Origin of the sequence: Tolypothrix sp. PCC 7601, from assembly GCF_025677855.1 — a bacterium.
GTDB classification, from domain to species: Bacteria; Cyanobacteriota; Cyanobacteriia; order Cyanobacteriales; family Nostocaceae; genus Aulosira; species Aulosira diplosiphon.
Map to the genome: position 1 here is coordinate 6,120,538 of NZ_CP064879.1, position 22,431 is coordinate 6,142,968.

Genomic DNA, 22,431 nt, shown 5'->3' on the forward strand with positions numbered 1-22,431 from the left:
CGGCACATTGTCATGTGTACTTCACAACTGAACCATCTTCAGTTGTCTTTTCGTCGTGGCAGTGTTTATGTAGTATCTGTAGATTTTTGTATTCGTCTTTTCCTCCCAAAATTCTGGGGGTTATGTGGTCAATCTCCAGTACATCCTCCTCTCGGAAGTACAATCCGCAGTGGCTACATTTCCCTTTTTGTGACTTTAAGAGCGTTGCCATTCTTTTGGTCATTTCCGGGTGTTTACCCATTCTTGTACTCCAGTAAATTAGGTTGCCATCATAAGGACTGGCTTCGCCTTTAACTTTCACATACCTAACTATTGGCGTTTGTGCATGAGAACGTAATCGCATCGGGTTTTTACCCTCATGGCTGGTTGCGAATACCCAATTATTACCACCGATGGTTTGCCAATATTTCTTTGACACCCATCCCCCAGATTTCTTGGGGTGGCGGTGTTTTGCCCAAGCTTTCAGCTTTCGATACATGAGATTATCTAAGTCAGAGTAAGCCTCTTTACTTACCATTGTTGAGTAGTAGTTTGACCATCCTGTGATTACCGGATTTAATCGGCTGATTAACGCCACTTGAGGCGCTGCTTTGTGGTCATTGATGATACTTGCTACTCGGTGGTAATGTATCTTTTGCTTTTCTTTGCTTGGGGTGATGATTGTTTTGAAACCCTGTTTTGAGTGGTATTTCTTAGCAGTGCTTTATGGTCTATGCGGTCGAAGCATTTTGCGATGTCAGCATCAAGCACATATTTGCTTTTCTGGACAATTGCAATAAATATGGCTTCAATTGCATCATGACATGAGCGCCCAGGTCTGAACCCGTATGAATTAGGTTCAAATCGCGCTTCCCATTCTGGTTCTAATACCAGCTTGAACAGCGCTTGCAAAGCTCGGTCGTTCATTACGGGAATGCCCAAAGGTCGTTTCTCATCCGTTCCTGGTTTGGGAATCCAAACCCGTCGTGTCGGTTTCACCTTTGAGTTGGGTTTTAATTTGGCAACTAAATTAAGACGTGCTTCTGGGGATAGTAACTTAATACCGTCCACTCCTGCTGTCTTTTTACCTTGGTTGTCTTGTGTTACCCGACGTACCGATAAACATTTTGCTGACCAGGACTTCATCAACGTCTTCTGGAGCCTGCGAAGTGCTTTGACATCACCACGAAGAGATGCTTTGTAAATTCGTTTTTGCAACTTAAAAACACGTCGTTCCAGCTTTCGCCAGTTGATGTGTTTCCATTCCCCCATCGATTCATTGCTCTTTTCCTTGCTGATTGGGTTAATCTTCAGGGGAAGAAAACCGTTTTTAGTAGGTTTGTGAGCAGTGATTCGTGTATTAGACTTTTGCATTGCTACTCATAACTTTACATTCCAAATCACCGTGAGTCTGTCAGCATATCCTTGCCGTTACAGCAAGGCATTCGCTTCTGACTCAATCTCACCTTTTCGCTGCATACAGTTAGCACTTACTTGGTATCGACCGACCAAGGACAGCGATAGGTTACTTCGTTCCGAATAACCATTGTTAGAACCTTTAGAATGATGCTATCCACCGGGTTTATTGGGAGTGCTTACTGGTCAAATGGGGAATTGCCAGTCCCTTATCCTTTGCCTTTTGGCTCCAGCGCATTCAGCCTGATTTCGCTGGTTTTTAGTCACGATGGCTCGACGCATCTTTGTTTTCGCTATTCATGGGTTCATGCTCGAAGGGAACCAGTTTAGGCTACCAGTTTTACCTCCTTTTCATCCCGCTTTACGGATTGATGGCTAGTCGCTACCGTAGGGATGATGCTGTTACCGTTGCACCTACGGAGAGGGACTTCTCATTAATTGGAGTCACCCTCATGGTTATTCAGTTATCATCTGAGAGAGATTAAAGTGCGAACTCCACCCCATCAGGGTTATCTCTCAAATGTCACTCATCCCTGAATATTTCTACTCATTTCGAGTGAACGAATCGCACCCCCATGTCTAAAATCAGGGTCTTTAAACCACGATTCATCTATCAGTCGCACAGAATTCAATGCTGAATTCTGGCTCCTGACTCCTGAATTATTCTTCGGTAATTTATGCTGTCAACTTAATAGTGTTGCCCTGTCCAAATGTGTCTTTTTTCAGCGAGTATCTATACCATCTGTGCAACAGTCTGCTGTTGAACTTGCTGCATCCATCCCTTAATTGCTTGTAGTTCATCCACACCATCAACTACAGCATTAACAACGTGTTTCTGATAGGAATTAGCAGCATGATTCGGGTGGTCAAACTTGTCTGATGCCCAAGCAATACACATGGTTTTTACAAGCTCATCAACTTTACTGTGATGAAGCTCACTGGGACTACTAACATCTTGAAAATGTAACCATTCTTTGATTAAATCAAGTGGATAATTAAGTAAAATCCGAATTTGTTTGACTCGCAAATCTTGGGAATGTATTGCAGATGCTACAGCAGTTTGCTTTGGATTTGATTGCGGTTGTGCAGATTGAGCATAATCGACTGAATCTGAAGTTGGAGTTAACTGAGATTGAACATCACGAATAATTGCTCCCCAGTCAGCGTTAGGATTCCATTCTCGACGAATACGGATTTTAGTTAAAGCGTCATAAAGATTGCAGAAAACTGAATTTTCATCACCTGGAGTAGCAACAATGATTAAAGGCTGAGTAAAATCTTTCACAACAGATGCAGCTAACAAGAATGATTTGGCAAAGTTGGTTTCAATGCCACTGCGGACGATATAAATTTCATCAGCTTGAACAACAATATCTAATTTTAGATTATCCTTGCCTTTGAAATCTTTATCTGTTAATCTTAGCTCCAAAACATAACCTGTTAATGCTCTTTGTCCCACAGGAATCTTTTTATCTTGTTCAATCTCACAGTTATACCAAGCATAAATCCGACCATCAACCTCTAATTTCTTTACATACAGATAAATTGGCTGTGGTGGATTACCTAATCCGAGTTTTATTTCAGGCATAATTAAAAATCATCCAGTTCAGTTTGGCTAGAATTCAGAAGTCAGGAGCCAGGAGCCAGAATGGAATTAGCATAACTTGTCAGTAACTTACTTACTTCTTCAAGTTGAAGCATTAATTGTGAGGTATCATCGTACCCAAGGTCTTTAGTAAGAATTAGATAATAACGACACTCTTCTAAGGAACCTTGTGCTATATTCATAAATCTTACTTTATCTGCTGTTCCTTTCTTTTTAAATCCCTCAGCTATATTTGCAGGAATTGAAATAGCTGCTCTTCTAAATTGAGAGGTTAAGCCATATATTTCAGATTTAGGAAATTGACTAGTAAGTTTGTAAACTGTTAAAACAAATTGATGTGCTTTCTTCCAAACTATCAAGTCTTGAAATGTTTTTGCTGGTTGTCTCATTTATTCTGACTCCTGAATTCTGACTTCTTAATTCTTCCTATTGTTTTTGCATCTTGACTTTATTCATCTGGTGAATTGATTCTTGAATTACAGTCCTGGCAGCTTCTTTCACAGAGGTTTTGGCTTGTTGATATAAAAATTGTGTTACGCCCTCTGCATCTTCTTCTGGGTCGATTTGTGCCCATAATGAGCAACCCAATTCCAACGATTCATAGTCACCTAAGTTAAATTTTCTGTGATAGGTGACAGCAATAGTTTTGATATCCATCAGTTTTTAAAACTCTCAAAGATGAAGTTTAGTGTTGCGGTTTGTTTCTGACTTTTATGGATTAACTTTTTTGAGTTATTGCAACTATTCCCTCATACAGCAAGTGGCGGGAGAGTTTTTTCTTATTGAAGTGCTTATTTAAAAACACTCTCCTCATGTATTTAGCTGCCATTTGTGATATCGCCGAAGCTGAACGCAAATCAGCGAGCTTTACTTCTTAATTTAGGACTTCTCACGTCCGACTTATTGTGATGATATGGAGGTGGTGGGCACAATGCGCCCACCATATTCTCTCTTAAACTACGCGATTAACACCATACTCTCTGGAAGTGGCCTGTACTCCATCAGCCGCTTCCATTCCTCGCTCGTCAGTTGATCAAACGGTTTATCCAACAATTCCTCGCAAGACCTAGTTTCGAGACTAGGCAATACTTCGACCATCGACAACGACCACACGGCATCGAATGCAGAATCACAAGGCACTTGCTTGTGATGCCCAGATGATGCTCTTTCCACCCACCAGCGACCGTCAGTGCATCCCGCCGAGCCTAGCTTTTTGTCGTTGTTGTAGATACCGTCATCGAGGAGTTCAAAGCCAAACTTTTCGCATTCCAAGGCAATTTGTGCCATCACTTCGTTACCAGTTGTATTGGCTGGAACTTTCTGCTGTTGCACTGGCAGTGTGCCTTGCTTGTAGTGCCAAGCGACGTGGCTGTGGCACTTGGCCCAGCTGTTTGCACGATGTTGTTCGGTTGAGTTCACCATGACCACCCAGCGTTGGGTCACGAAGTCGTCATGATCGTAGGTGATGCTGGCTATTAGTTTGTCGCCAACGTAAATTTCATAGTCGTAGCAGGTGATTTCGACAACGGTGAATTCTTCGGGTGCTACAACTTCACCCTGTTGTGTGATGTGCTGCTCTAATTGTGCTTGAGCTAGAGCTTGTTCGTCAACAGCAAAAGAAGCGAAAATTGCTTGCTGTGCAGGTGTTTTGTAGGTCATAATAGATATTCCTTTGATAAAAGGGTAAAAGGCGATCGCAAACTTTTCCAGGGCTAGCGATCGCCTTTGTTTTTGATGTACAAAAGAGCGCTGTGCAAATGACAAAATGCTCTCACAACAGAATCAGCGAAGCTGTACAAATCTTTGAATTCTGGACGTATATTCGATAAATAACCAATTTTTCAGACTTAGTTAGGTCATCGGAATCATCTCCGGCGGCTTGAGCATTACAAGTTTGGCTTCCGGCTGCTAATCCCGGTGGCATTGGGTTTTGGGTGAATTGAATGAGTTCAACTTGATGATTCAGTTGGCAAACCTTTTGAGCGTTCGGGTGCTGGCGGCTTGCAATTCCGTTGCCCTTATATTTATCACTATGCTCTAGTTAACTAGACTTGTCAACTATATAATACTAGTTAACTAGACTAGCTTACTATTGACTTGACTAGTTAACTAGATTAGACTAGGCAGCAAGACCAGTAATCTAGAGGAGGTGATTAAGTTGAAGTTGCTTATTTTTATGGATTTAAAGGAGTTGCGCGAGAAAGCTGGTTTATCAGCTGAACGGGTAGCAGTGGAGTTAGGTAAATCTGTTTCCACGATTCGATTTTGGGAGGCAGGAACATATATCCCTAGCCTTAGCCCCAGTGAAACGTTACAGCTGATCCGTCTTTACCAATGCACACTCGAAGAATTATCCGAATCTTTTATTGCAACTCAGCGAAAAAGTGGAAGGAAGCTCGATTAAAACAAAGCAAATAATTTCTGTAACGTTGCTATCACTTTTATAGGAATTAGACGCATTCGCTAGATAGAGAATGTATTACTTTTTTATAGGTTAAGGATGCTGCTAGCTTCTCCAGAAAATCAACTATTGTTCCACCTAAAGAAAGGAAAGCATTATCTACCAGACAGCGAAGAATGTTAGCAGAAAATTAAAAGCGATGCCTCCGCCAAAATCTGCGACGATAACCTGACAGGGGACAGTGCGTTAGCCGAAGCTTAACGTTATCGTAGCGTCTCGTTGGCATAGCCTTTCATAGAGAAGAAGAGTTATCACTCGATGGCGTTTTTAATCAGCAATGTACTAGCGTAGCTATATTTAGTTACAAAACTTTAAAAATCTGTGACGGCATGGTTGCAATGCCGCGATAGTTTCATGCGTCAAAATTTTGGAGATCGTATGGACGCAATTATAAAGTACGAAAGTAACAGCAGCCCATTTGACCAAATTAAACAGGTTGATACCGATGGATCTGAGTATTGGTTAGCAACTGAATTGTTAACACTACTGGGTTATCAGTTTGAGTTTAGACTAGACAGCAACAAATGACCCAGCAGTGCTGAGTTCATAAAACACAACCTTCAAGAATGAAGATATTTGAGATTAAGCAGATTTTTGTTCCTCTTTGCGTGGTTTAGAAGCAGTCTTTTTAACAATTGGATATCGTATTTTCCGGTTACGGGCTTTACCTGGTGTCCACCCAAGGGACTTTCCACGAGGTTTGGGTGGAGAGGTAGGAGTACCAATCGCGGCGAAAACTCCACCCATAGCTTGAGCAACTCGTCCCGGGGTCAATTTATCTATTGACTTCTGCCAGGGAAGAGGATGATCAGCAACGATATCACGAGCTAACCATAACTCCCAAGTGATTAACGGCATTAAGTCACTCCAATGTTCACATTGTTCTGGAGTACTGAATTTTGGTACTGTCCAATGTAAGCGTTGCTTAAGAAAACGATACCAATGGTCAATTGTGAATCGGCGCAAGTACAATCGCCAAACTTCATCCAATGGTGGCATTTGTTCCCCAGCCCAAGCCAACCACAAAGGTCTTAATACTCTCAAATTGCCATCAAGATCAAGACGTTCCACCCTCAGTAGCGTCATTGGGCGTGCAGCAGCTTTGCGAAAATGCAAATCTTCCCACAGACTGACTTTAACTCGTCCCAATTTTGGGTCATTTACTTCCAGCACAGATGCCACTTCGCCCCAGGTTGAGGGTTCATTGAGTTTAAATTGAGCACCATGCTTGCGAGGACGACCCTTGCCAGAGTAAGCGGGTGGTGCGCCCCATAGACACAGATTTGAACGTAGTCTAACTAAGATATCGGCTTTTATACTAGCTGTCTTTAATACGAAAGGCGCACAACCATATTCACTGTCCCAAAGCGAAATTGGTCGAACAGACATTGATTCACATACCTTTTTGAGTTGTTCAACTGCTTTCTCAATCGGATTGTCCCAACTGGTAATCCGTTCATGCCTCAGCGGTAGTGCCCAACTTCCTGAATCCTCTGGTATCCAAGCTATAGTACTATATCCCTGCCCAATCGTAATCGGTTTATTTCCCGCGATCGCTGTGCTACTGTGTTCTATTGTCCGTTCTTTGAGTGTCACCGCATCTGGGCGTGACCAAGCTGTATGATCTCCTGCCAACAATATGCGTTTTTCTGTTGGTATTTGCTTGATATATAACTCCATTAATTTCTCGCGGTCTGGTTTGGTATCTTGTATCGCTTCATAGATACTCGGCCATTTGCGTCTAAACACTGGCGATAACGATAAATCTGCCAGACTGTAGACATTACGGGTCAACAGTATCGCATCTGTTAGTTCAAATGTTGCATCATGTGCTTTGCTTAGATGCGTATAGGCGGCTTGACGAAATTCTTCGAGTCTGGCACGTTTCATATTGGCAGATAAGAGTAGGTGATTCTCTCTTAGCTTCTGCCGAAAGGGGGACTGTCTTCAATCAGACATCCCCTTTTTCTCTTTCATCTCTTCCATTTAGTCTAAACTCCAGTCAAATATCTTCATTCTTGAAGGTTGTGTTTTATGAACTCAGCACTGCTGGGTCATTTGTTGCTGTCTAGTCTAAACTCAAATTTTAAACATTGGCGAGATAAAACTGATAATTCAATTTCTACTTGATTTAGCCAAGAAGCGTGTTAAAGGCTATGAAGCCTATACAGCAAGCATTTTAACTTGCTTGTTGCCCCTTGAAGTAAAACATATATGACACGAGTTGAAAATGAAAACACTAGACTAAGACATTATTTGGTATGCCTTCACCGCAAAACTTTATGCTATTCTAAGACAGAAGAAATGCTGAGATACTCGGTTAAACTATTACTTCATTATTTGAAGTATCAAACTGTACCTACATAAATTGATTCATCCCTTCATTCAGCAACGCCATAAATTCTAATCAATTATGGATTCAGACAACTTGTCTAGTGTAATTGGTAGGTCACGAATCCGTTTCCCTGTGGCATGATAAACCGCATTAGATATAGCTGCTGCTACCCCAACAATCGGAAGTTCACCCAAGCTTTTTGTTCCTAGAGTATTCACATAAGGATCTGGTTCCCCAATAAATTGTACTTCTATATTTGGAATATCTGCATGAACGGGAATCAGGTAATCAGAAAGGTTAGCATTAACTATTCTGCCCTGATTTGTATCCATTACAGTTTTCTCCATCAGCGCCATACCGATTCCCCATGTAATCCCGCCAAGAACCTGACTTCGCGCTGTCTTGAAGTTGAGAATTCGTCCTGCATCATAAACTCCTACGCAACGTCTAACTTTGATTTCTCCCAACACTTCATCGACTGCTACTTCCACAAAAATTGCACCAAATGAGTGTTTGGCGTATTGCTTACCCTCAGGGCTGAGTGAGGCTTGCTCTGTGACTTCTAAACTTTCTAATTTGTGACGGCGCAGAATATCGGTGTAGCTGTCTCTTCTGGAATGATCGTGTTTTAAAAATATTTGCCCTGACTCCACGCTAATATCTTCTGCTTGAGATTGATAAAGTGGAGAATTTGGATCTTTGCTCGCCATTTGGATGATTCTATCCCGTGCAGCGATCGCAGCTTTATACACCGCCGGGGAAACACTAGCAACTGTAATTGAGTTACCCGTAATGGGCGCTTTCGGAAAATTGCTATCACCTAGTTCAAACTGCACTGGTAAACCTAATACCTCAGCAGCCACCTGCGTCATTACGGTATAAGTACCTGTACCAATATCTTGGGTTCCACTTTGTAGCCGCACCTCTCCACTAGCAAAAATTTCTACTTTGACTGATGCAGTTCCAACATTAGTGGGAAATGTCGCACTAGCCATTCCCCAACCAATTAGGAAATAACCATCTCGCATGGAACGGGGAATTGGGTTGCGTTGGCACCAACCAAAAATTTCTCCCCCTTTCTGGTAACATTCTTTGAGGAATTTACTTGACCAAGGTAATCCTTTGTGGGGATCGATATCTGCATGATTTTTTAGTCTTAGTTCAATTGGGTCAATATTTAAGGTGTATGCTAGTTCATCCATTGCTGACTCTAGGGCAAACATCCCTGTCGCTTTTCCTGGGCCACGCATAAAGGTTGGTGTGGCAGCGTTGATACGTGCTAAACGGTATTTAATTTCCAGATTTGGACAGGCATACATCATTGTTGTTGCTGCACCAACTGGTTCTACAAAGTCATCATATAGCGATGTTAAGCATGTGCCAATGTGATGAATAACGGTTAGTTTACCTTCGGTGGTTGCACCTAGCGTTAGCTGCTGCTGAGTTTGGGATCTGTGTCCGCAAGCAGTGTACATTTGCGATCGCGTTAGCACAACTTTTACAGGGCGTTTTACTTGACGAGATGCGATCGCCGCTAAAATAGTATGCGATCGCAACAATGCCTTACAACCAAATCCGCCGCCTAAATATTTAGAGATCACACGGACATTTTCTTGAGGAATATTCAGAACAGATGCGATCGCTTTTTGGGTTGCTGAAATGCCTTGAGTAGTTTCATACAGCGTCAAATTATCTCCTTCCCAGATTGCGATCGTTGCAGAAGGTTCAAGGGGATTATGATGTTCCATTGGTGTGGTATAAATTTGCTCCACCAGGACATCCGCTTGAGCTTTTGCAGCTTCAACATCCCCTCTGGTGATTTTACCTGGCATAATGCCAAAGAATATTGATTCGGGTTCAAATATCTCTGCATCTGCCATTGTGACTGTAGGCAATGCTTCTTCGTAGATAATTTTAACTAAGGAGGCGGCGGTTTGGGCTTGTTCTAAAGTTTGGGCAATTACAATCCCCAAATGTTGACCATCGTAGTAAATATTATCGTCTTTTGCGGTTGGCTGAGGTTGTGGCGGCGAAAATAAGGGGATTTTGATTAGAGATGGAGTTTGTTGGTAAGTAATGATATCTATCACACCAGGAACAACTGCGGCGGCGGATGTATCTATTTGGATAATTTTACCGTTGGCGATCGCACTTTGAAAAATCACTCCATAAGTTAAATTTTCTATAGCAACATCGGCTGTGTAGGGTGCTTCTCCAGTAACTTTGAGTTTGCCATCAACGCGATCAAGTGGTTTACCGATAATTTTATTCATAATTTTTCTGTCACAACTGAAAGCGCACGTACCAAAGCGCCTTTGACTAATTCAATTTTGAATTCATTATGTGTTTGCGGTTCTGCTTCTTTAACAGCTGCTTCTCCTGCGGCTTTAAAGGTAGCTTCATTAATTGCTTTACCTTTGAGAAATTCCTCAGCATCCCTGGCACGCCAAGGTTTGGGTGCTACCCCACCAAAAGCGATTCGTGCTGATTGAATTATGTCCTGTTCTAACTCTACGACAATAGCTACAGAAACGAGAGCAAATTGGTAGGAAGCCCGATCTCTAACTTTTAAATAATAGGATTTATATACAGAATTTGGAACTTCAATAGCAATGATTAATTCTCCAGGCTGCAATACGGTTTCTTTTTCTGGTGTATCACCTGGTAAGAGATAAAAATCATGAATTGAAATTTGACGTTCTTTTTCTACCCCTTGGATGTAAATTATCGCATCTAATGCCGTTAATGCTACAGCTAAATCGGAAGGATGAACGGCAATACAATGTTCACTTGCTCCGAAAATAGCGTGCATTCGATTGTAGCCTGTAATTGCGGCACAACCTAAACCTGGGGTGCGCTTATTACAAGGAAAAACCGGATCGCGAAAGTAGCCACAACGGACTCGTTGTAGTAAATTACCGCCCACTGTTGCCATATTTCGTAGTTGCGGTGAAGCACTTTGTAACAATGCTTGGCTAATTACTGGATAACATTGCTGAATTTTGGGATGAAAAGCTACATCACTCATCCGAGAGATTGCACCAATCCGGATTCCATTCGTAAGAGATACAATATCTGCTAATGGCAAATTATTAATATCAATTAATATATTCGCTGTTTGGACTCCATCTTTCATTAATCCCAGTAAATCCGTGCCACCAGCGATAAATGCAGCAGTTTCGTCTTGTTCAACTGTAGCGATCGCCGCATCTCGGGAAGTAACTTTAGCATAACTAAATGGCTGCATTTTCCATTTCCTCTAGCACATCCTGAATCGCCGCAATAATATTTGGATATGCTCCACAACGGCAAAGGTTTCCACTCATTTTTTCTCGAATTTCTGCCTCAGATTTTGGTGGTTCTTCTAATATCATTCCTACGGCTGATACAATTTGACCCGATGTGCAGTAACCACATTGAAAAGCATCATAGGTAATGAAAGCTGTTTGCATGGGGTGGAGTTGGCTATCTTGAGCTAATCCCTCAATTGTGGTAATTTCAGCGTCGATATGCATTATTGCTAGAGTCATACAGGAGTTAATTCGGCGACCATTGACTAGAATAGTACATGCTCCACATTCACCACGATCGCAAGCTTTTTTAGTGCCCATCAAACCCAGCTTCTCTCGAAGTGCATCCAGTAAAGTAACGCGAGGTTCTAGTTTGACTGAGTAGGAGATATTATTGATGTTCAGCGATAATTCTACTTCTTCGGAAGAAAATATTTGCAACTTTTGAGTAAGAGAGTTTGAAGTTAGTGGTTCCAAAAACTTTTCTTCCATGTTGAATGATGATACTAATAGTTTTTTCAGATGTTTATTGGATTTTATCTTGCCGTCCGCTTTGATTTTAGAATTGATTTGCATTAGCGGGTAAGAGTAAAGAGGCAATAGGAAAAACTTGGGGCTGAAGAAATAAGTTTCAAAAGTAGTCAACTTCCACCACAGCCTATTATTACTCAAAAACTTGGGCTTATTCATGGTGTTCCTTATGTAGTACGTTTGGCTCTATCTCGCGTTGCTGAAACGAGTTTGTTTCGGCATCATCCGATTTAGACACTAATGCTCAGAATTCACTTGCCATGTAATCACAATGAGTTCTACAAACGGTAAGACAACTATTAGCCGCGAAAATGCTCCTAAAATGGCTTCCATCGTCCAGTTCTGACTCTGAACCTCCCAGATCATCCAAACAATATAGAATCCAATCACCAACCAGGGTAGAATTACTGCTGAATTCCGTCTGCGATAGAAGCGGATCGTCCTCTCGCGCCAAAATGGGAAGGTGCTGAGGAGACAAAAAATGTAGGAAGTTCCTGCACTGATGAACAAGCTTCTTTGAGAACCCGAAGGCAGGTTTGGGTATCCAAGTGCGATCGCACTCAGGCAAACTCCCAGCGCGAGGTAAAGAAAAGTAAACAAGGTAAATCGTTTCATTATTTCTTCTCCAGTGAAGCTTATTCTCTGTACCACACACGCACACATTGAAAGCAATTGATTGCTAGACCCTGACTGATCATCACTGGGTGGAAAGCATTACTGGTCGTCACTCCGTAGACATCATCACTTGTGCCTTCAATCCGATCGGGTAAAACAACAGTTTCAACATTGATCACCTGTATCGTTGTACTTGCGATCCACTGATTTGCAGCACTCACAACCTCAGAGAAGGATTCATAATCGGAAGCTCCGCCGAAGGGTCCCCGTTCAGTAATCCGAGGTGCAAAATCTTTGCACTGAATCATTTGATTTACCACCTTAAAACTGTAAAGTTGAGCATCAATTCAAGTAGTGGGCATCGCCCACCATTTTTAAAACCTTTCACGGTAAAGCTTTGTGGGCAGTACTAGCCCTACGATATCTATTCCAAAACTTAAGCCAACCTTGCCAGTAAACCGCTAAGAACAGAGGCAAAAGCATGAAAGCTGACATGGGCTAACATTGCAGCCTCAAGCGAGTATTGCCAAAAGAGCCAGCCAAACGCAATCCCCACAATCCCATTCAGTAACAACGCCCGAATAATCACAACTGGAGTGAGAGGAACGATCGCGGCAGTCGCTGGCAGGTGTAGTAGTCCAAATACTAACGCGGCTAGAACGATCGCACCCTGGTAAATCCCTTGACTTGGCAACGTAACGCCTTGTTTTAGCCCTTTCCACGCGATCCAAACCAGCAGCGACATTAAACCCCAGCGCATCAAAATTTCCTCAGTAATGCCACCATAGAACATTGCTGTGAGCAAATTCAACCAACTTGGCTCTGTATTATTTGCTGCCCGTAGCGCTTCAGGTAGGACAGGTTGCATCAACTGATCGAGCAACAAGAGAACGATCGCTGCAGCTGCACCCACACCCAAGCTCCACTTCATCTCAACGGTAAAAGATGGAGACTTAGCGGTGTGAAACACCCAATGATCAATCAAATGGGAGCTTAATCCAACACGATAGGCACAACTAATTCCAATTAGAATGCTGATTGCCAGTAGAATTGAATACTGTAGTCCTTGCAGAAGCATTAAAATCCCCAATGGTGGCACTTTTTCCAGTATTTCTGGAGACAGTTTCGCTAACTGTTGCTCGACTAAAGGAATAGACGCGATCGTGAACATGACAATTCCCACACTGCCCAATACAAATAAAATCCCGAATTGTTTCAGAATTGCCATTGGTTTAACCTCCAGATGATCCTTCCTATCAGCCCATAAAAGCAGCTACCATCACCGGAATTGTGGGCAAGTTGAAAACGACGTGAACAATGACAGCAGTCCAGACCGAGCACTGACGAGATCACCGACGACCCTTGTGGTGGCTCTGGGAAACGGGTTCGGATGCCTCGTCGCGTTTGAACACCTTGTAGGCGATCGCCAGAAACACAGGTATTGCAACCAGTACTGATAGCGCCCCGTAGGTCGCGTGGTACTCGCTGACTGTGAACAAAGCCGGTGTGGTCATGGCACTTCCAGTGATGTTGATCAGGAGTATGCCGCCGATGTTGTTCGCGAAGTGTACGCCAATGGCGAGTTCGGTGGTTCCGTCCACTAGCGAGACCACAGTCCATACCAGACCCGGAACGAGGAAGTAGGTGAAGAATACCGTGAGCCAGCCGCCGGCGATCGCCTCCGGGTTGAGGAGGTGCGGCAGGGTGAAGATCGCGGCTGGCACGATCGCCACAAAGATGCGGTTAGTCCAAACAATGCTCGCGCCCTGCACGATGTATCCGCGAAAGAAAAGCTCTTCAGTAGTGGTCTGGATCGCGGTGAGAACCAGTGCGATCGGCACGAAGCGCACGAATGTCGTGAGGTCGGAGTTGAAGGAGAAGGTGTCAGGGTAGAAGAAGTACTGTCCCAGCCCACCGATCAGGCAGAATGGCACGAACCACGCCACAAACCCGTGACCGACACGCCGCCAGCTAATCTTTTCCCGCGCCGTAATCAGCGTTCGGGGGTGGCGGCGGTGGATAAGGGTAACGGCGATGAGAACCCCCGCGAGGAAAAACGGGAAACCTGCCATAACAAACAGGAACTTCCCAAAGGGATCAAGCACGGAGTAATCCGGCTGGCCGCTGAGCGCGAACGCGACGAATACGCTGGCCAGACTCCCGATAACCAGCCACGAAAAGAGTATGACCACCAATCCCAGAACATACCGCCACTCCCGATACTTGCCCCAACGGGCAGCCTCCACGTAAGTCGCGTCTTTCACTTCCGTCCCGATTCCCTGCTTTCCTTTAGTTGCTTTGATCCTCATCTTTATCTCCTTTACCGGTGCGTGGATGTGGTACTTGGATCTGGTCGCTAGTTGCCTTTGCGATTGTTTTCAGGATTTGACGGGATTACCGAAGAGCGTTCCGGTAGCTCTGGGAAACGAGTTAAGATGCCTTATTGCGTTTGAACACCCGGAAAACGATTACGAGGAAAACAGGAATCAGCACAAGAGAGGTGATGTCATAGAATCTCGCATGGTACTCGCTGATGCTGAACAGCGCTGGCGTGGTGAAGAAGCTTCCAGACCAGTTGAACAAGAGAAAGTACGCGAGATTGTTGGCGAAGTGCGCGCCGATCGCAAGCTCGGTAGTGCCGTCGATCAATGAAACGACCGCATATAATAGACCCGTGCCGACGAAGTAGCCGAGGAACATCCCGATCCAGCCACCCTCCTGTGACTCTGGGTTGGTGGCGTGCGGCAGGGTGAAGATCGCGGCTGAGACGATCGCCAGAAACATGCGGTTCGACCAGATCAGGCTCGCACCCTGCACGATGTACCCGCGAAAGAAAAGCTCCTCGGTGGTCGTCTGGATTGCGGTGATGACTAGTGCCAAAGGCACGAAGAGCGCGAACGTCTTAAGGTCTGAGTTGAAGGAGAAGCTATTGGGGTAGAGGAGGTACTGCCCTAGCCCGCCGAGCAGAACCCACGGCACGAACCCAGCCACGAAGCCGTGACCGATGCGAGTCCAACTGATCCTCTCCCGCGCCGTCACGAGCGTTCGGGGATGACGCTGGTGAATGAGGGAGACGGCGATGAGAATTCCTGCGAGGAACATCGGAAAACCTGCCATGACTACGACGAAACCTCCCACAGAACCGAACGCGGCGTAATCCAGCCGACTGAGCGCCGCGACACCCTCTTTGCCGCCGAGCGCGAGCGCGACGAGCGCACTAACGAAGTTAGCGACGATCATCCAGGCAAAGAGAATGATCATCAGCCCCAGAACATACCGCCACCACCGATACTTACCCCACCCGGCAGCATCCACGTAAGTCGCGTCTTTCACTTCCGTTCCGCTTCCCTGATGTCCTTGGGTTGCTTTAATCCTCATCTGTGTCTCCTTGATTTGTGCGTGGATGTAGTGCTTGGATCTGACCGCCAGTTACCTGGGAGGACGCTTACACTTTCCAGGGGAGCGGCGATCGATAGGGATTCTCCCGCATATCCAGCACTTCCCAAGTCACAGGGTTAACCTGTCCTGTAACGGGGATGTTGTAGCGTTGTTGTAAATCTCTCACCGCAGATTCTGTAATCGCGCCAAATGCACCATCAACAACCGCACCCCTCGGATTTCCCAACCTGACTCCAGCAGCATTTAAGAACCCATTATCTAAGAGAATTTGCTGCAACATTTGCACTCTTCTACCGCGATCGCCCTGTCTCAAGGTTGGCAATGTGAGATCCGTGTAGGCGGTTGCAACAAGAATAGGAGATTGTTGAGGTGGAGGGGTAGCGATCGCCGGATGCATTCGCAAAACCCCACCTACTCCCGTTATCACGATGATTGATAGAGTGGTTTTAGCAAGCATCCCAGTGATTCTAGAAATTGAGCGTCGTGTTGTAGTTAATTTCATCATCTTTTCTCCTGTTTGTCGCTATGAATAATTCGTATCGTGTTAGCGAACCTGTTTTGGGGTGATTCCAGTGAGGCGCTTAAGTTCCACAAAACAGTCAAAAGTTAGCCATCACGCATTCGATAGCTTACTAGCACTAACAAACAAGTCATACCAATTCAAAATTCAAAATTCAAAATTAAGAATCTAGACAGGATAAGGCTTTGGGTCTGTGTATCTGTCGCATTCTTTTTTCAAATTGGTATCAGATATGAATAGAGCTTAGTGACTTGCAGCAACAATGGCTGTCATCAACTCTGCCATTTTCCAGCGCCCAGTATATCGAATGTTATTGATAAATAGGGCTGGAGTAGCCGTTATTCCACTCTTGCATCCACTTTCGATATCTTCATTGACACGATCAATATGCACTTGTTTAGACAACTCTTTAAGAAATTGAGGGATATCAAGCCCTAAATCATTGGCGTACTCTACAAGATAACCATTTTCTAACTTCTGTTGATGGGCAAACAAAGTGTCGTGCATTGACCAAAACTGTCCCTGAGCGGCAGCGGCAACGGCTGCTTGGGCTGCCCGTTGAGCTTGGGGATGAATCTGTGCTTGCGGAAAATGACGGAAGATAAAGCATAAATCATCTTCTCCAAAAGAAGCACTCAGCTCTTGTTTGATTCTTTGAATTATCCTGTAAACATCCGCACTTTTAGAGCATTGATAGTCTCCATACATCACCAGCACGACCTTGGCACTCAGCACACCTTGCATCCAATCTTGAGTTGAAGGGAGTACAAGTAAGGAACTGTAGCTGCGATCGTCGTTCATTTTTTTATGTTTGCAGCAAGCATGGAACCTGGCAATTTACTTACTCAATCCATTCAGCATCATGATAGTTACCTCTTGTTGTGAATGGCTGTGTCACTTTGTCAAAAACTCAATGAGCAATACGTGTAGGAGCCAGCAATCAGAAGCGCCTCCTACAACCAGGATGAGTACGATCCTGGTTGCAAAATGGCGGGTTTAGGCATTGATATTTGCTGGCTCCTGCACTTAGTTGCGATCACTGGCACGATCGATCAGTGCGTTTGAGGGCAAGCTCGGATCAAGTACCTTGCGTGCACTGTCAACCCCTACAACGGGCAGTGTACCCGGATCAAGCATACCGAGTTGAACCAATACACTCGCCTGATCCCAGTAGAGGTGTTCGTGGGCTAGCTTGTCGTCACGAAACTGAACAATTACTACCAATGCCACTTCAACCCGTTTAAGAGTCGGAGCAATGCCAGGTAGCATCCAGTCCATCTGGATGGTATGAGTGAACTTAACTAGCATTTCATCGACGAGTTGATTGGTTCCGATTGTGCGCGAGACTGGAGTCAGCTCCATGTCCGGCGGCATCTGTGGAATGAAGTACTTGGAATAAAACTCGCGCAGTGCCGGTTTCCCTACTCCCCCAATCATTACCGGAATGCCGTTAACGTAAGCATCCTCAACCATCGTGGCGAGAGTATCTTCAGTGTTGTGAGCGTCAAACTCAAGCCGCAGATGCTCATCCCAGATTTCTTGCAAAAACTCCTGGGCTGGTGTCAGGTTGCTAGTTGCCTTTCCATTTGCTTGTTCGTCTACAGATTGCTGTTTGACCATGATTGGATTCTCCTAGTTCTATCTATTGAGAAAGCTAATGGGTTTCCTTTTAGCGTCTACTCTTCCCGGCGGAAAACTTCGGATATCAACCGTGTAAAGGCACCAGATTGGTCGTATGAATCAGGATTTGAGCGTTTGCGATCGCCCGCTTCCGTCCCCTTTACATTTCTTTAGAGACAGCCTCTTATACCAATTCAAAATTCAAAATTCAAAATGAAGAAAGTGAGACTCAGCATACTTTTTAGCGTTTGCATCTGTATCAAATTTTTTGTGAATTGGTATTACCGCTCTCAAGGAGCATGATTTGCCTGATTGGATGCACTTCTATTTGCATAAATTTAATATAGGAGATCGCCTTCAAGCTGTCGTCTATAGCAAGTTAAAAATTTTACAGTATAAATGGATAGAGCAACCATGCCATCGTGGAGTAGAAGGCTGGTTCTAACTCAAGTTAGAATCCCACTTCTATCGAAAGTACGCCTCATAAATTAACAATGCCGCGTTTAACGGCAACAATTACAGCTTGGGTGCGATCGCTCACATCCAACTTATTCAAAATCCGATTGACATGAGATTTGACAGTGCCTTCACCAATACTCAAAGCAGCTGCAATATCGGCATTGCTCATTCCCTGCGCCAGTGAGCGGAGTACTTCTAGTTCTCTTTCACTCAGTTCTGGATTGCTGAGGCGCTGTACCAACTTTGCTCCTACATCAGGCGGAATATACTTCTGACCCCGATGAACGGTACGAATAGCATTCAGAAGCTCGTCAGGTTCAGTTTCTTTCAACAGATATCCTTTTGCGCCTGCCTGCAATCCCCGATAAATATCTTCGTCACTATCATACGTGGTCAGTACAATAATCCGAGCAGATTTAGCAGTAGCACAAATTGCACCGATGGCGGCAACTCCTTCCACTTCAGGCATTCGCAGATCCATGAGCGTGACATCTGGTTGGTGTTCCCCAAATAGAGCGATCGCTTGTTCCCCATTTTCGGCTTGGGCAATCACCTGCATATCTGGGTCACGGTTAATAATGGTGGCTAATCCTTGCCGAAAAATAGCATGATCGTCTGCAATCAGAACCCGAATGGCTTGGCTCATGGTAACGCCTCCTGATCGACGGTAACAATCATCTCTGTTCCTTCTCCAGGTTGACTCCTAATCGTGAGTTGTGCGCCGATGCGCTCTGCCCGTTCGCTCATGCCTAGTAAGCCAAAACCAAGAGAGGCTGGAATAATCCCAACTCCAAAGCCCTGTCCATTGTCTCTCACGCGCAAGCAAAACCGATCGCGATCGTAGATTAGCTCCACTCGAATTTCATCAGCATTGGCGTGTCGAATCGCATTGGTTAAGGCTTCCTGCCCAATCCGCAGTAGATTACTCTCGACTTCAGTCGGCAGAGAATATACTGCACCCTCAATCTCATAATATAAAGTGGTATCCATTGCGGCAGTTCTGAGTTGAGCGACGAGACGATGTAGAGCGCTCTGTAGACTGCCTTCCTCCAAAAGCTGAGGACGGAGCGCTACTACCGATCGCCGCGCTTCAACCAGTCCAGTTCGCGCCAATTCTTTGATCAGGTCTAGGTGTGCCTCCGTGGCTTCTAAATCATCCGTTAGCACCTGTTTTGCCGCTCCCACCTGAGCCAGAATGCCTGTAAACGCCTGAGCGAGTGTGTCGTGAATTTCACGCGCCATGCGGTTGCGTTCTTCCAAAATTGAGGCTGCTTCTGCTCGCTTTTGCAGTGTAATATCTCGCGCTATCCAAATCACCTGTTCGTGCCGAATCGGTGCAATGCGAGCCGAAAACCACATTTCTCGTCCAGCTATCCACTGGCTGTATTCAACTGTGAGTACTTGTTGGGTTCTCAGCACCTGCTGAATGTAACTCAGAAATTCATCAGCTTGTCCCGTAGCATAGAGTTGATGCAGTGTTTTACCAATATACTCCTCCCTATGCAACTCTCCATATGACGGATTTCCTTTGATTGCACAGATCAATTGCCCTTGGGCAGTGAAGATACACAGCGGATCGGGAATGGCTGAAAAGAGCGATCGCAGTTCTGCTTCAGAGGCTTGCAACGCTACTTCTGCCTGTTTGCGATCGCTAATATCTGCAATCACCCCTTCGATGTAGTCATCGGCTGCATTCAAATAAGAAGAGAAAAGTCCCCAAAACACTGTCCCATCTCGTTTTCGCATCTGTGCTTCATAGCTTCGCACTTCCCCATCCCGCTTCATCACCTCAATGCCTTGTTGGCGATCGCTGGGATTGACCCAATAGCCTATAGTGTGTTCAATTCCAATAATTTCTTGGGGTGAATCAAAACCAAACAGATCGGCAAAGCGTTGATTGGCATTGAGAATTAAGCCATCATCGGTGCGGGTTCGGTAGATGCCAACCTGGGAGTTTTCAAAGATAGTTCGGAACTTGGCTTCACTGCGTTGTAATGCCTCTTCTGCTTGTCTACGCTGGGTGGTGTCATTGCCAACCGATAAGATTTCAACGACATCTCCTTGTTCATTGAAGATGGCTTGATTTGACCAAACAACCCAAACTCGCCGACCGTCTCGACACAGGTTTTCACCCTCGCCTTGCGGGTACGATTGAGGATTACGAAGTAAATCATGGACAAAGGGTCTCACATCACGTCCAGAAAGTTCTGTTTCTGGAATGATGGTTTCAAATAAGCTCCGCCCTAAAATCTGATGTTCTTCATAGCCAAGAAGTTTTACCCCATAATCGTTGATGTAGCGAATCCGTCCTTGCGGATCATAGCGAATGATAACGGAATTCGCGGTTTGTAGCAGGTTGCGATAATTTGCTTCACTTTGTCTCAATGCGGCTTCGGTTTGTTGCCGTTCCGCGATTTCCTGCTGCAAAGCTTGAGTTTGCTCTTCTACCTTCCTTTCCAGTGTTTCGGAATAATCCGATAACCGTTCATATAACCGAGCATTTTCTAGTGAAATTGCTGCCTGAGCAATCAACAGTTTAAGTACTTGCAAGCGATCGCTAGTAAACACTCCGGGACTGAGATTGTTCTCCAGATAAAGTATGCCAATCAGCTGATTTTGCTTGAGAATGGGCATACACAGGAGCGATCGCGTTTGTTGGTTTTGAATATACCGATCAGTCAAAAAAGACGGTTCGCTGACTGCATCATCAAACACCAGAGTTTCAGATGTGCGTTCTACTGATTGGATAACGGAGACAGGAATTGTCGCACAGCCAGCAACAGTGATCTTTTCTAGGTTACACTGTCTACTTCCACTGCACTGAGCCACAACAGTGAGCCGATCATCTTCCAAGAGAATCAGAGCGCCAGTTTCGGCTCCGGTATTTTCTATCACCACCTGCATCAACGTTGCAGTTAATTGATCGAGATGGATCATTTCTGAGATGGCTTGAGCCGCTTTCATCACCGCCGCCAAATCGATCGCCGCAGTCGGATGACGGATAGTTTCATCGGTCACGATTGAATGTGATTGCCGAACTAGGTTGGTTTTGAGGAGTTGTGGATAGCGTTTTTCTAAATCTTTAACTTTAGCGGTTGCGCCCCAGCGATCGTAGCAATAGTGCGCCTCTTTCATGTAGGTTTGGGCAATTTTTGACCGACCTCGCGCCAAATAATGTTTTGCCGCTAATTCATAGGCGAGTGCTTCTTCCTGGATAAACTCATTTTCAGCAGCAAGAGCGATCGCTCGTTCGTAAAACTCTTCAGCCTCAAAAAATTGCCCTAAGACTCGCGCTTTTTCTGCCTCGACTAGATGAAATTTCTGTAGATAATTCATGGGGCGTGTTTTGCCCATTTCTGCATCTTTTCTCGATTGATGTTAACACAATTGAGCCAAGCTAGCTACTTTTTGGCAGTTTGAAGCATCGAGCGGCTTTGTTGCATGAAAGAAAAAAAGGACATACCAATCCGTAATTGGATTTGAAATTAACCTTCAACTTTGTAAGTGTCTGGTTTACCTAACTGGATCATGCGATTAAGCGCGGCACATTGTAGAAATAACTCAACAGCCTGATTATCATGCATAGCGTCGTCTTAACTTACAACCATTGATGATTTTAAGGCGAAAGATTGCAGTTTCGGACAAAGAACGACGATGATAACCAGTTTCTTGTTTCCATTGCTTAAGCCCGACTTGGTTCACCCGTCGGAGGTTTTCATCTCTAGGATGTAGCTGTGCTTGCCAGTCTGGGTGTTGTTGAATTTTGGCGTTGCTACGAGGTGGAATTGCTGCTTGCCGCCCTGATAGATGAAACACCGACTGAATCGTCCCCATTTTAGCGATCACCACGTCACTGTAATAATTGGAACTACCCTTTCTACCTGTCTTCTGTTGGTTACGCCACTGCTCGATTATCTCTTCATTTACCCAGAAAGTTATACTGCCTCGTTGCTTTAGTGCTGCATCATAAGCGTTCCAATTTTTCACTTTGTACGCTTGCTTTCGTCATCATATGCAGGGCTAGGTGGCAAGCTAACATAGGCATAGGTAGAATTTACCATTTTGCCTATTCACGCAACAACGCCATTAAATTCTAGTGTTACAACAAACAAGCTCATTTTTTAAATTAACGATGAGTAGAGACTTAACGGAAAAATTTAGTTAAGGCTTGGCATTGCAGCATACCTGTGTAATCTCCTA

At 44.6% G+C, this 22,431-nt stretch carries 22 protein-coding genes and 2 pseudogenes; 3 read left to right on the forward strand and 21 right to left on the reverse strand.

The genetic code is table 11. The features are described from left to right. Window positions 1-10 precede the first annotated feature (10 nt). From HG267_RS25080 to HG267_RS25105, 6 genes are all read right to left on the reverse strand, one after another. On the reverse strand, window positions 11-577 hold the full coding sequence (locus HG267_RS25080) for a group II intron maturase-specific domain-containing protein (protein WP_235623011.1): 567 nt from the start codon (window positions 575-577) through the stop codon (window positions 11-13). Between the two features lie 35 nt (window positions 578-612). Beyond that, entirely contained in the window at window positions 613-1,251 is a 639-nt protein-coding gene (locus HG267_RS25085; protein ID WP_228045617.1) for a reverse transcriptase N-terminal domain-containing protein, read from the reverse strand. Window positions 1,252-2,128: 877 nt separating this feature from the next. Further along, entirely contained in the window at window positions 2,129-2,983 is an 855-nt protein-coding gene (locus HG267_RS25090) for a hypothetical protein (protein ID WP_045868493.1), read from the reverse strand. Between the two features lie 41 nt (window positions 2,984-3,024). After that, window positions 3,025-3,390, reverse strand: coding sequence for a four helix bundle protein (locus HG267_RS25095; RefSeq protein ID WP_045868494.1), 366 nt, complete (start codon window positions 3,388-3,390; stop codon window positions 3,025-3,027). A 37-nt stretch (window positions 3,391-3,427) separates the two neighbouring features. Beyond that, the gene (locus HG267_RS25100) at window positions 3,428-3,658 is read right to left on the reverse strand and encodes a hypothetical protein (protein WP_045868495.1); all 231 of its coding nucleotides are present in this window, start codon (window positions 3,656-3,658) and stop codon (window positions 3,428-3,430) included. Between the two features lie 300 nt (window positions 3,659-3,958). Then, window positions 3,959-4,660 carry a hypothetical protein gene (locus HG267_RS25105; protein WP_045868496.1) on the reverse strand — a complete coding sequence of 234 codons (702 nt, stop codon included), beginning with the start codon at window positions 4,658-4,660 and terminating at the stop codon, window positions 3,959-3,961. 517 nt (window positions 4,661-5,177) lie between these two features. On the opposite strand from HG267_RS25105, the gene HG267_RS25110 reads away from it, so the two are divergent. Together HG267_RS25110 and HG267_RS25115 are read left to right on the forward strand one after the other, a co-directional pair. Next, window positions 5,178-5,405, forward strand: coding sequence for a helix-turn-helix transcriptional regulator (locus tag HG267_RS25110; protein ID WP_045868497.1), 228 nt, complete (start codon window positions 5,178-5,180; stop codon window positions 5,403-5,405). A 435-nt stretch (window positions 5,406-5,840) separates the two neighbouring features. Continuing rightward, a complete protein-coding gene (locus HG267_RS25115; RefSeq protein WP_155539014.1) occupies window positions 5,841-5,990 on the forward strand; it encodes a hypothetical protein in 150 nt (49 codons plus the stop codon). A gap of 54 nt (window positions 5,991-6,044) precedes the next feature. Here HG267_RS25115 and HG267_RS25120 read toward each other — a convergent pair whose 3' ends face one another. Then, window positions 6,045-7,352 (reverse strand): NF041680 family putative transposase, encoded by a 1,308-nt coding sequence (locus tag HG267_RS25120; RefSeq protein WP_045868498.1) that lies wholly within the window; start codon window positions 7,350-7,352, stop codon window positions 6,045-6,047. Between the two features lie 312 nt (window positions 7,353-7,664). Here HG267_RS25120 and HG267_RS25125 point away from each other — a divergent pair. Continuing rightward, window positions 7,665-7,829, forward strand: a pseudogene (locus tag HG267_RS25125) (IS1 family transposase); the annotation flags it as partial. A 36-nt stretch (window positions 7,830-7,865) separates the two neighbouring features. On the opposite strand, the gene HG267_RS25130 reads toward HG267_RS25125, so the two are convergent. The 14 genes and pseudogenes from HG267_RS25130 to HG267_RS25195 all read right to left on the reverse strand — a co-directional run bounded on the left by HG267_RS25130 (window position 7,866) and on the right by HG267_RS25195 (window position 22,218). Continuing rightward, window positions 7,866-10,070: a xanthine dehydrogenase family protein molybdopterin-binding subunit gene (locus tag HG267_RS25130; RefSeq protein WP_045868499.1), complete on the reverse strand. Its 2,205-nt coding sequence runs from the start codon at window positions 10,068-10,070 to the stop codon at window positions 7,866-7,868. Continuing rightward, window positions 10,067-11,044, reverse strand: a complete 978-nt coding sequence (locus HG267_RS25135) for an FAD binding domain-containing protein (protein ID WP_052335075.1) — start codon at window positions 11,042-11,044, stop codon at window positions 10,067-10,069. Before HG267_RS25135 ends, HG267_RS25130 begins: the two co-directional genes overlap by 4 nt. Next, window positions 11,031-11,579: a (2Fe-2S)-binding protein gene (locus HG267_RS25140; RefSeq protein ID WP_045868934.1), complete on the reverse strand. Its 549-nt coding sequence runs from the start codon at window positions 11,577-11,579 to the stop codon at window positions 11,031-11,033. The genes HG267_RS25135 and HG267_RS25140 overlap by 14 nt, the downstream gene beginning before the upstream one ends. A 276-nt stretch (window positions 11,580-11,855) precedes the next feature. Next, on the reverse strand, window positions 11,856-12,233 hold the full coding sequence (locus tag HG267_RS25145; RefSeq protein ID WP_045868500.1) for a hypothetical protein: 378 nt from the start codon (window positions 12,231-12,233) through the stop codon (window positions 11,856-11,858). Between the two features lie 20 nt (window positions 12,234-12,253). Then, window positions 12,254-12,541, reverse strand: coding sequence for a hypothetical protein (locus tag HG267_RS25150; RefSeq protein ID WP_045868501.1), 288 nt, complete (start codon window positions 12,539-12,541; stop codon window positions 12,254-12,256). Between the two features lie 128 nt (window positions 12,542-12,669). Then, window positions 12,670-13,461, reverse strand: coding sequence for a CPBP family intramembrane glutamic endopeptidase (locus HG267_RS25155; RefSeq protein ID WP_045868502.1), 792 nt, complete (start codon window positions 13,459-13,461; stop codon window positions 12,670-12,672). 121 nt (window positions 13,462-13,582) lie between these two features. Next, a complete protein-coding gene (locus tag HG267_RS25160; RefSeq protein WP_045868503.1) occupies window positions 13,583-14,542 on the reverse strand; it encodes a CPBP family intramembrane glutamic endopeptidase in 960 nt (319 codons plus the stop codon). 121 nt (window positions 14,543-14,663) lie between these two features. Next, the gene (locus tag HG267_RS25165; protein WP_045868504.1) at window positions 14,664-15,611 is read right to left on the reverse strand and encodes a CPBP family intramembrane glutamic endopeptidase; all 948 of its coding nucleotides are present in this window, start codon (window positions 15,609-15,611) and stop codon (window positions 14,664-14,666) included. 67 nt (window positions 15,612-15,678) lie between these two features. Next, window positions 15,679-16,137 (reverse strand): peptidoglycan-binding domain-containing protein, encoded by a 459-nt coding sequence (locus tag HG267_RS25170; protein ID WP_210403063.1) that lies wholly within the window; start codon window positions 16,135-16,137, stop codon window positions 15,679-15,681. Between the two features lie 258 nt (window positions 16,138-16,395). After that, the gene (locus HG267_RS25175) at window positions 16,396-16,953 is read right to left on the reverse strand and encodes a DsbA family protein (protein ID WP_045868505.1); all 558 of its coding nucleotides are present in this window, start codon (window positions 16,951-16,953) and stop codon (window positions 16,396-16,398) included. Window positions 16,954-17,178: 225 nt separating this feature from the next. Beyond that, complete coding sequence (locus HG267_RS25180; protein WP_052335076.1) at window positions 17,179-17,772, reverse strand: hypothetical protein; 594 nt, start codon at window positions 17,770-17,772, stop codon at window positions 17,179-17,181. A 481-nt stretch (window positions 17,773-18,253) separates the two neighbouring features. Further along, window positions 18,254-18,877: a response regulator gene (locus HG267_RS25185; protein ID WP_045868506.1), complete on the reverse strand. Its 624-nt coding sequence runs from the start codon at window positions 18,875-18,877 to the stop codon at window positions 18,254-18,256. Then, window positions 18,874-21,585: a PAS domain S-box protein gene (locus HG267_RS25190; protein ID WP_228045156.1), complete on the reverse strand. Its 2,712-nt coding sequence runs from the start codon at window positions 21,583-21,585 to the stop codon at window positions 18,874-18,876. Before HG267_RS25190 ends, HG267_RS25185 begins: the two co-directional genes overlap by 4 nt. 131 nt (window positions 21,586-21,716) lie before the next feature. Further along, window positions 21,717-22,218 (reverse strand): annotated as a pseudogene (locus HG267_RS25195) (transposase). Between the last annotated feature and the right edge of the window lie 213 nt (window positions 22,219-22,431).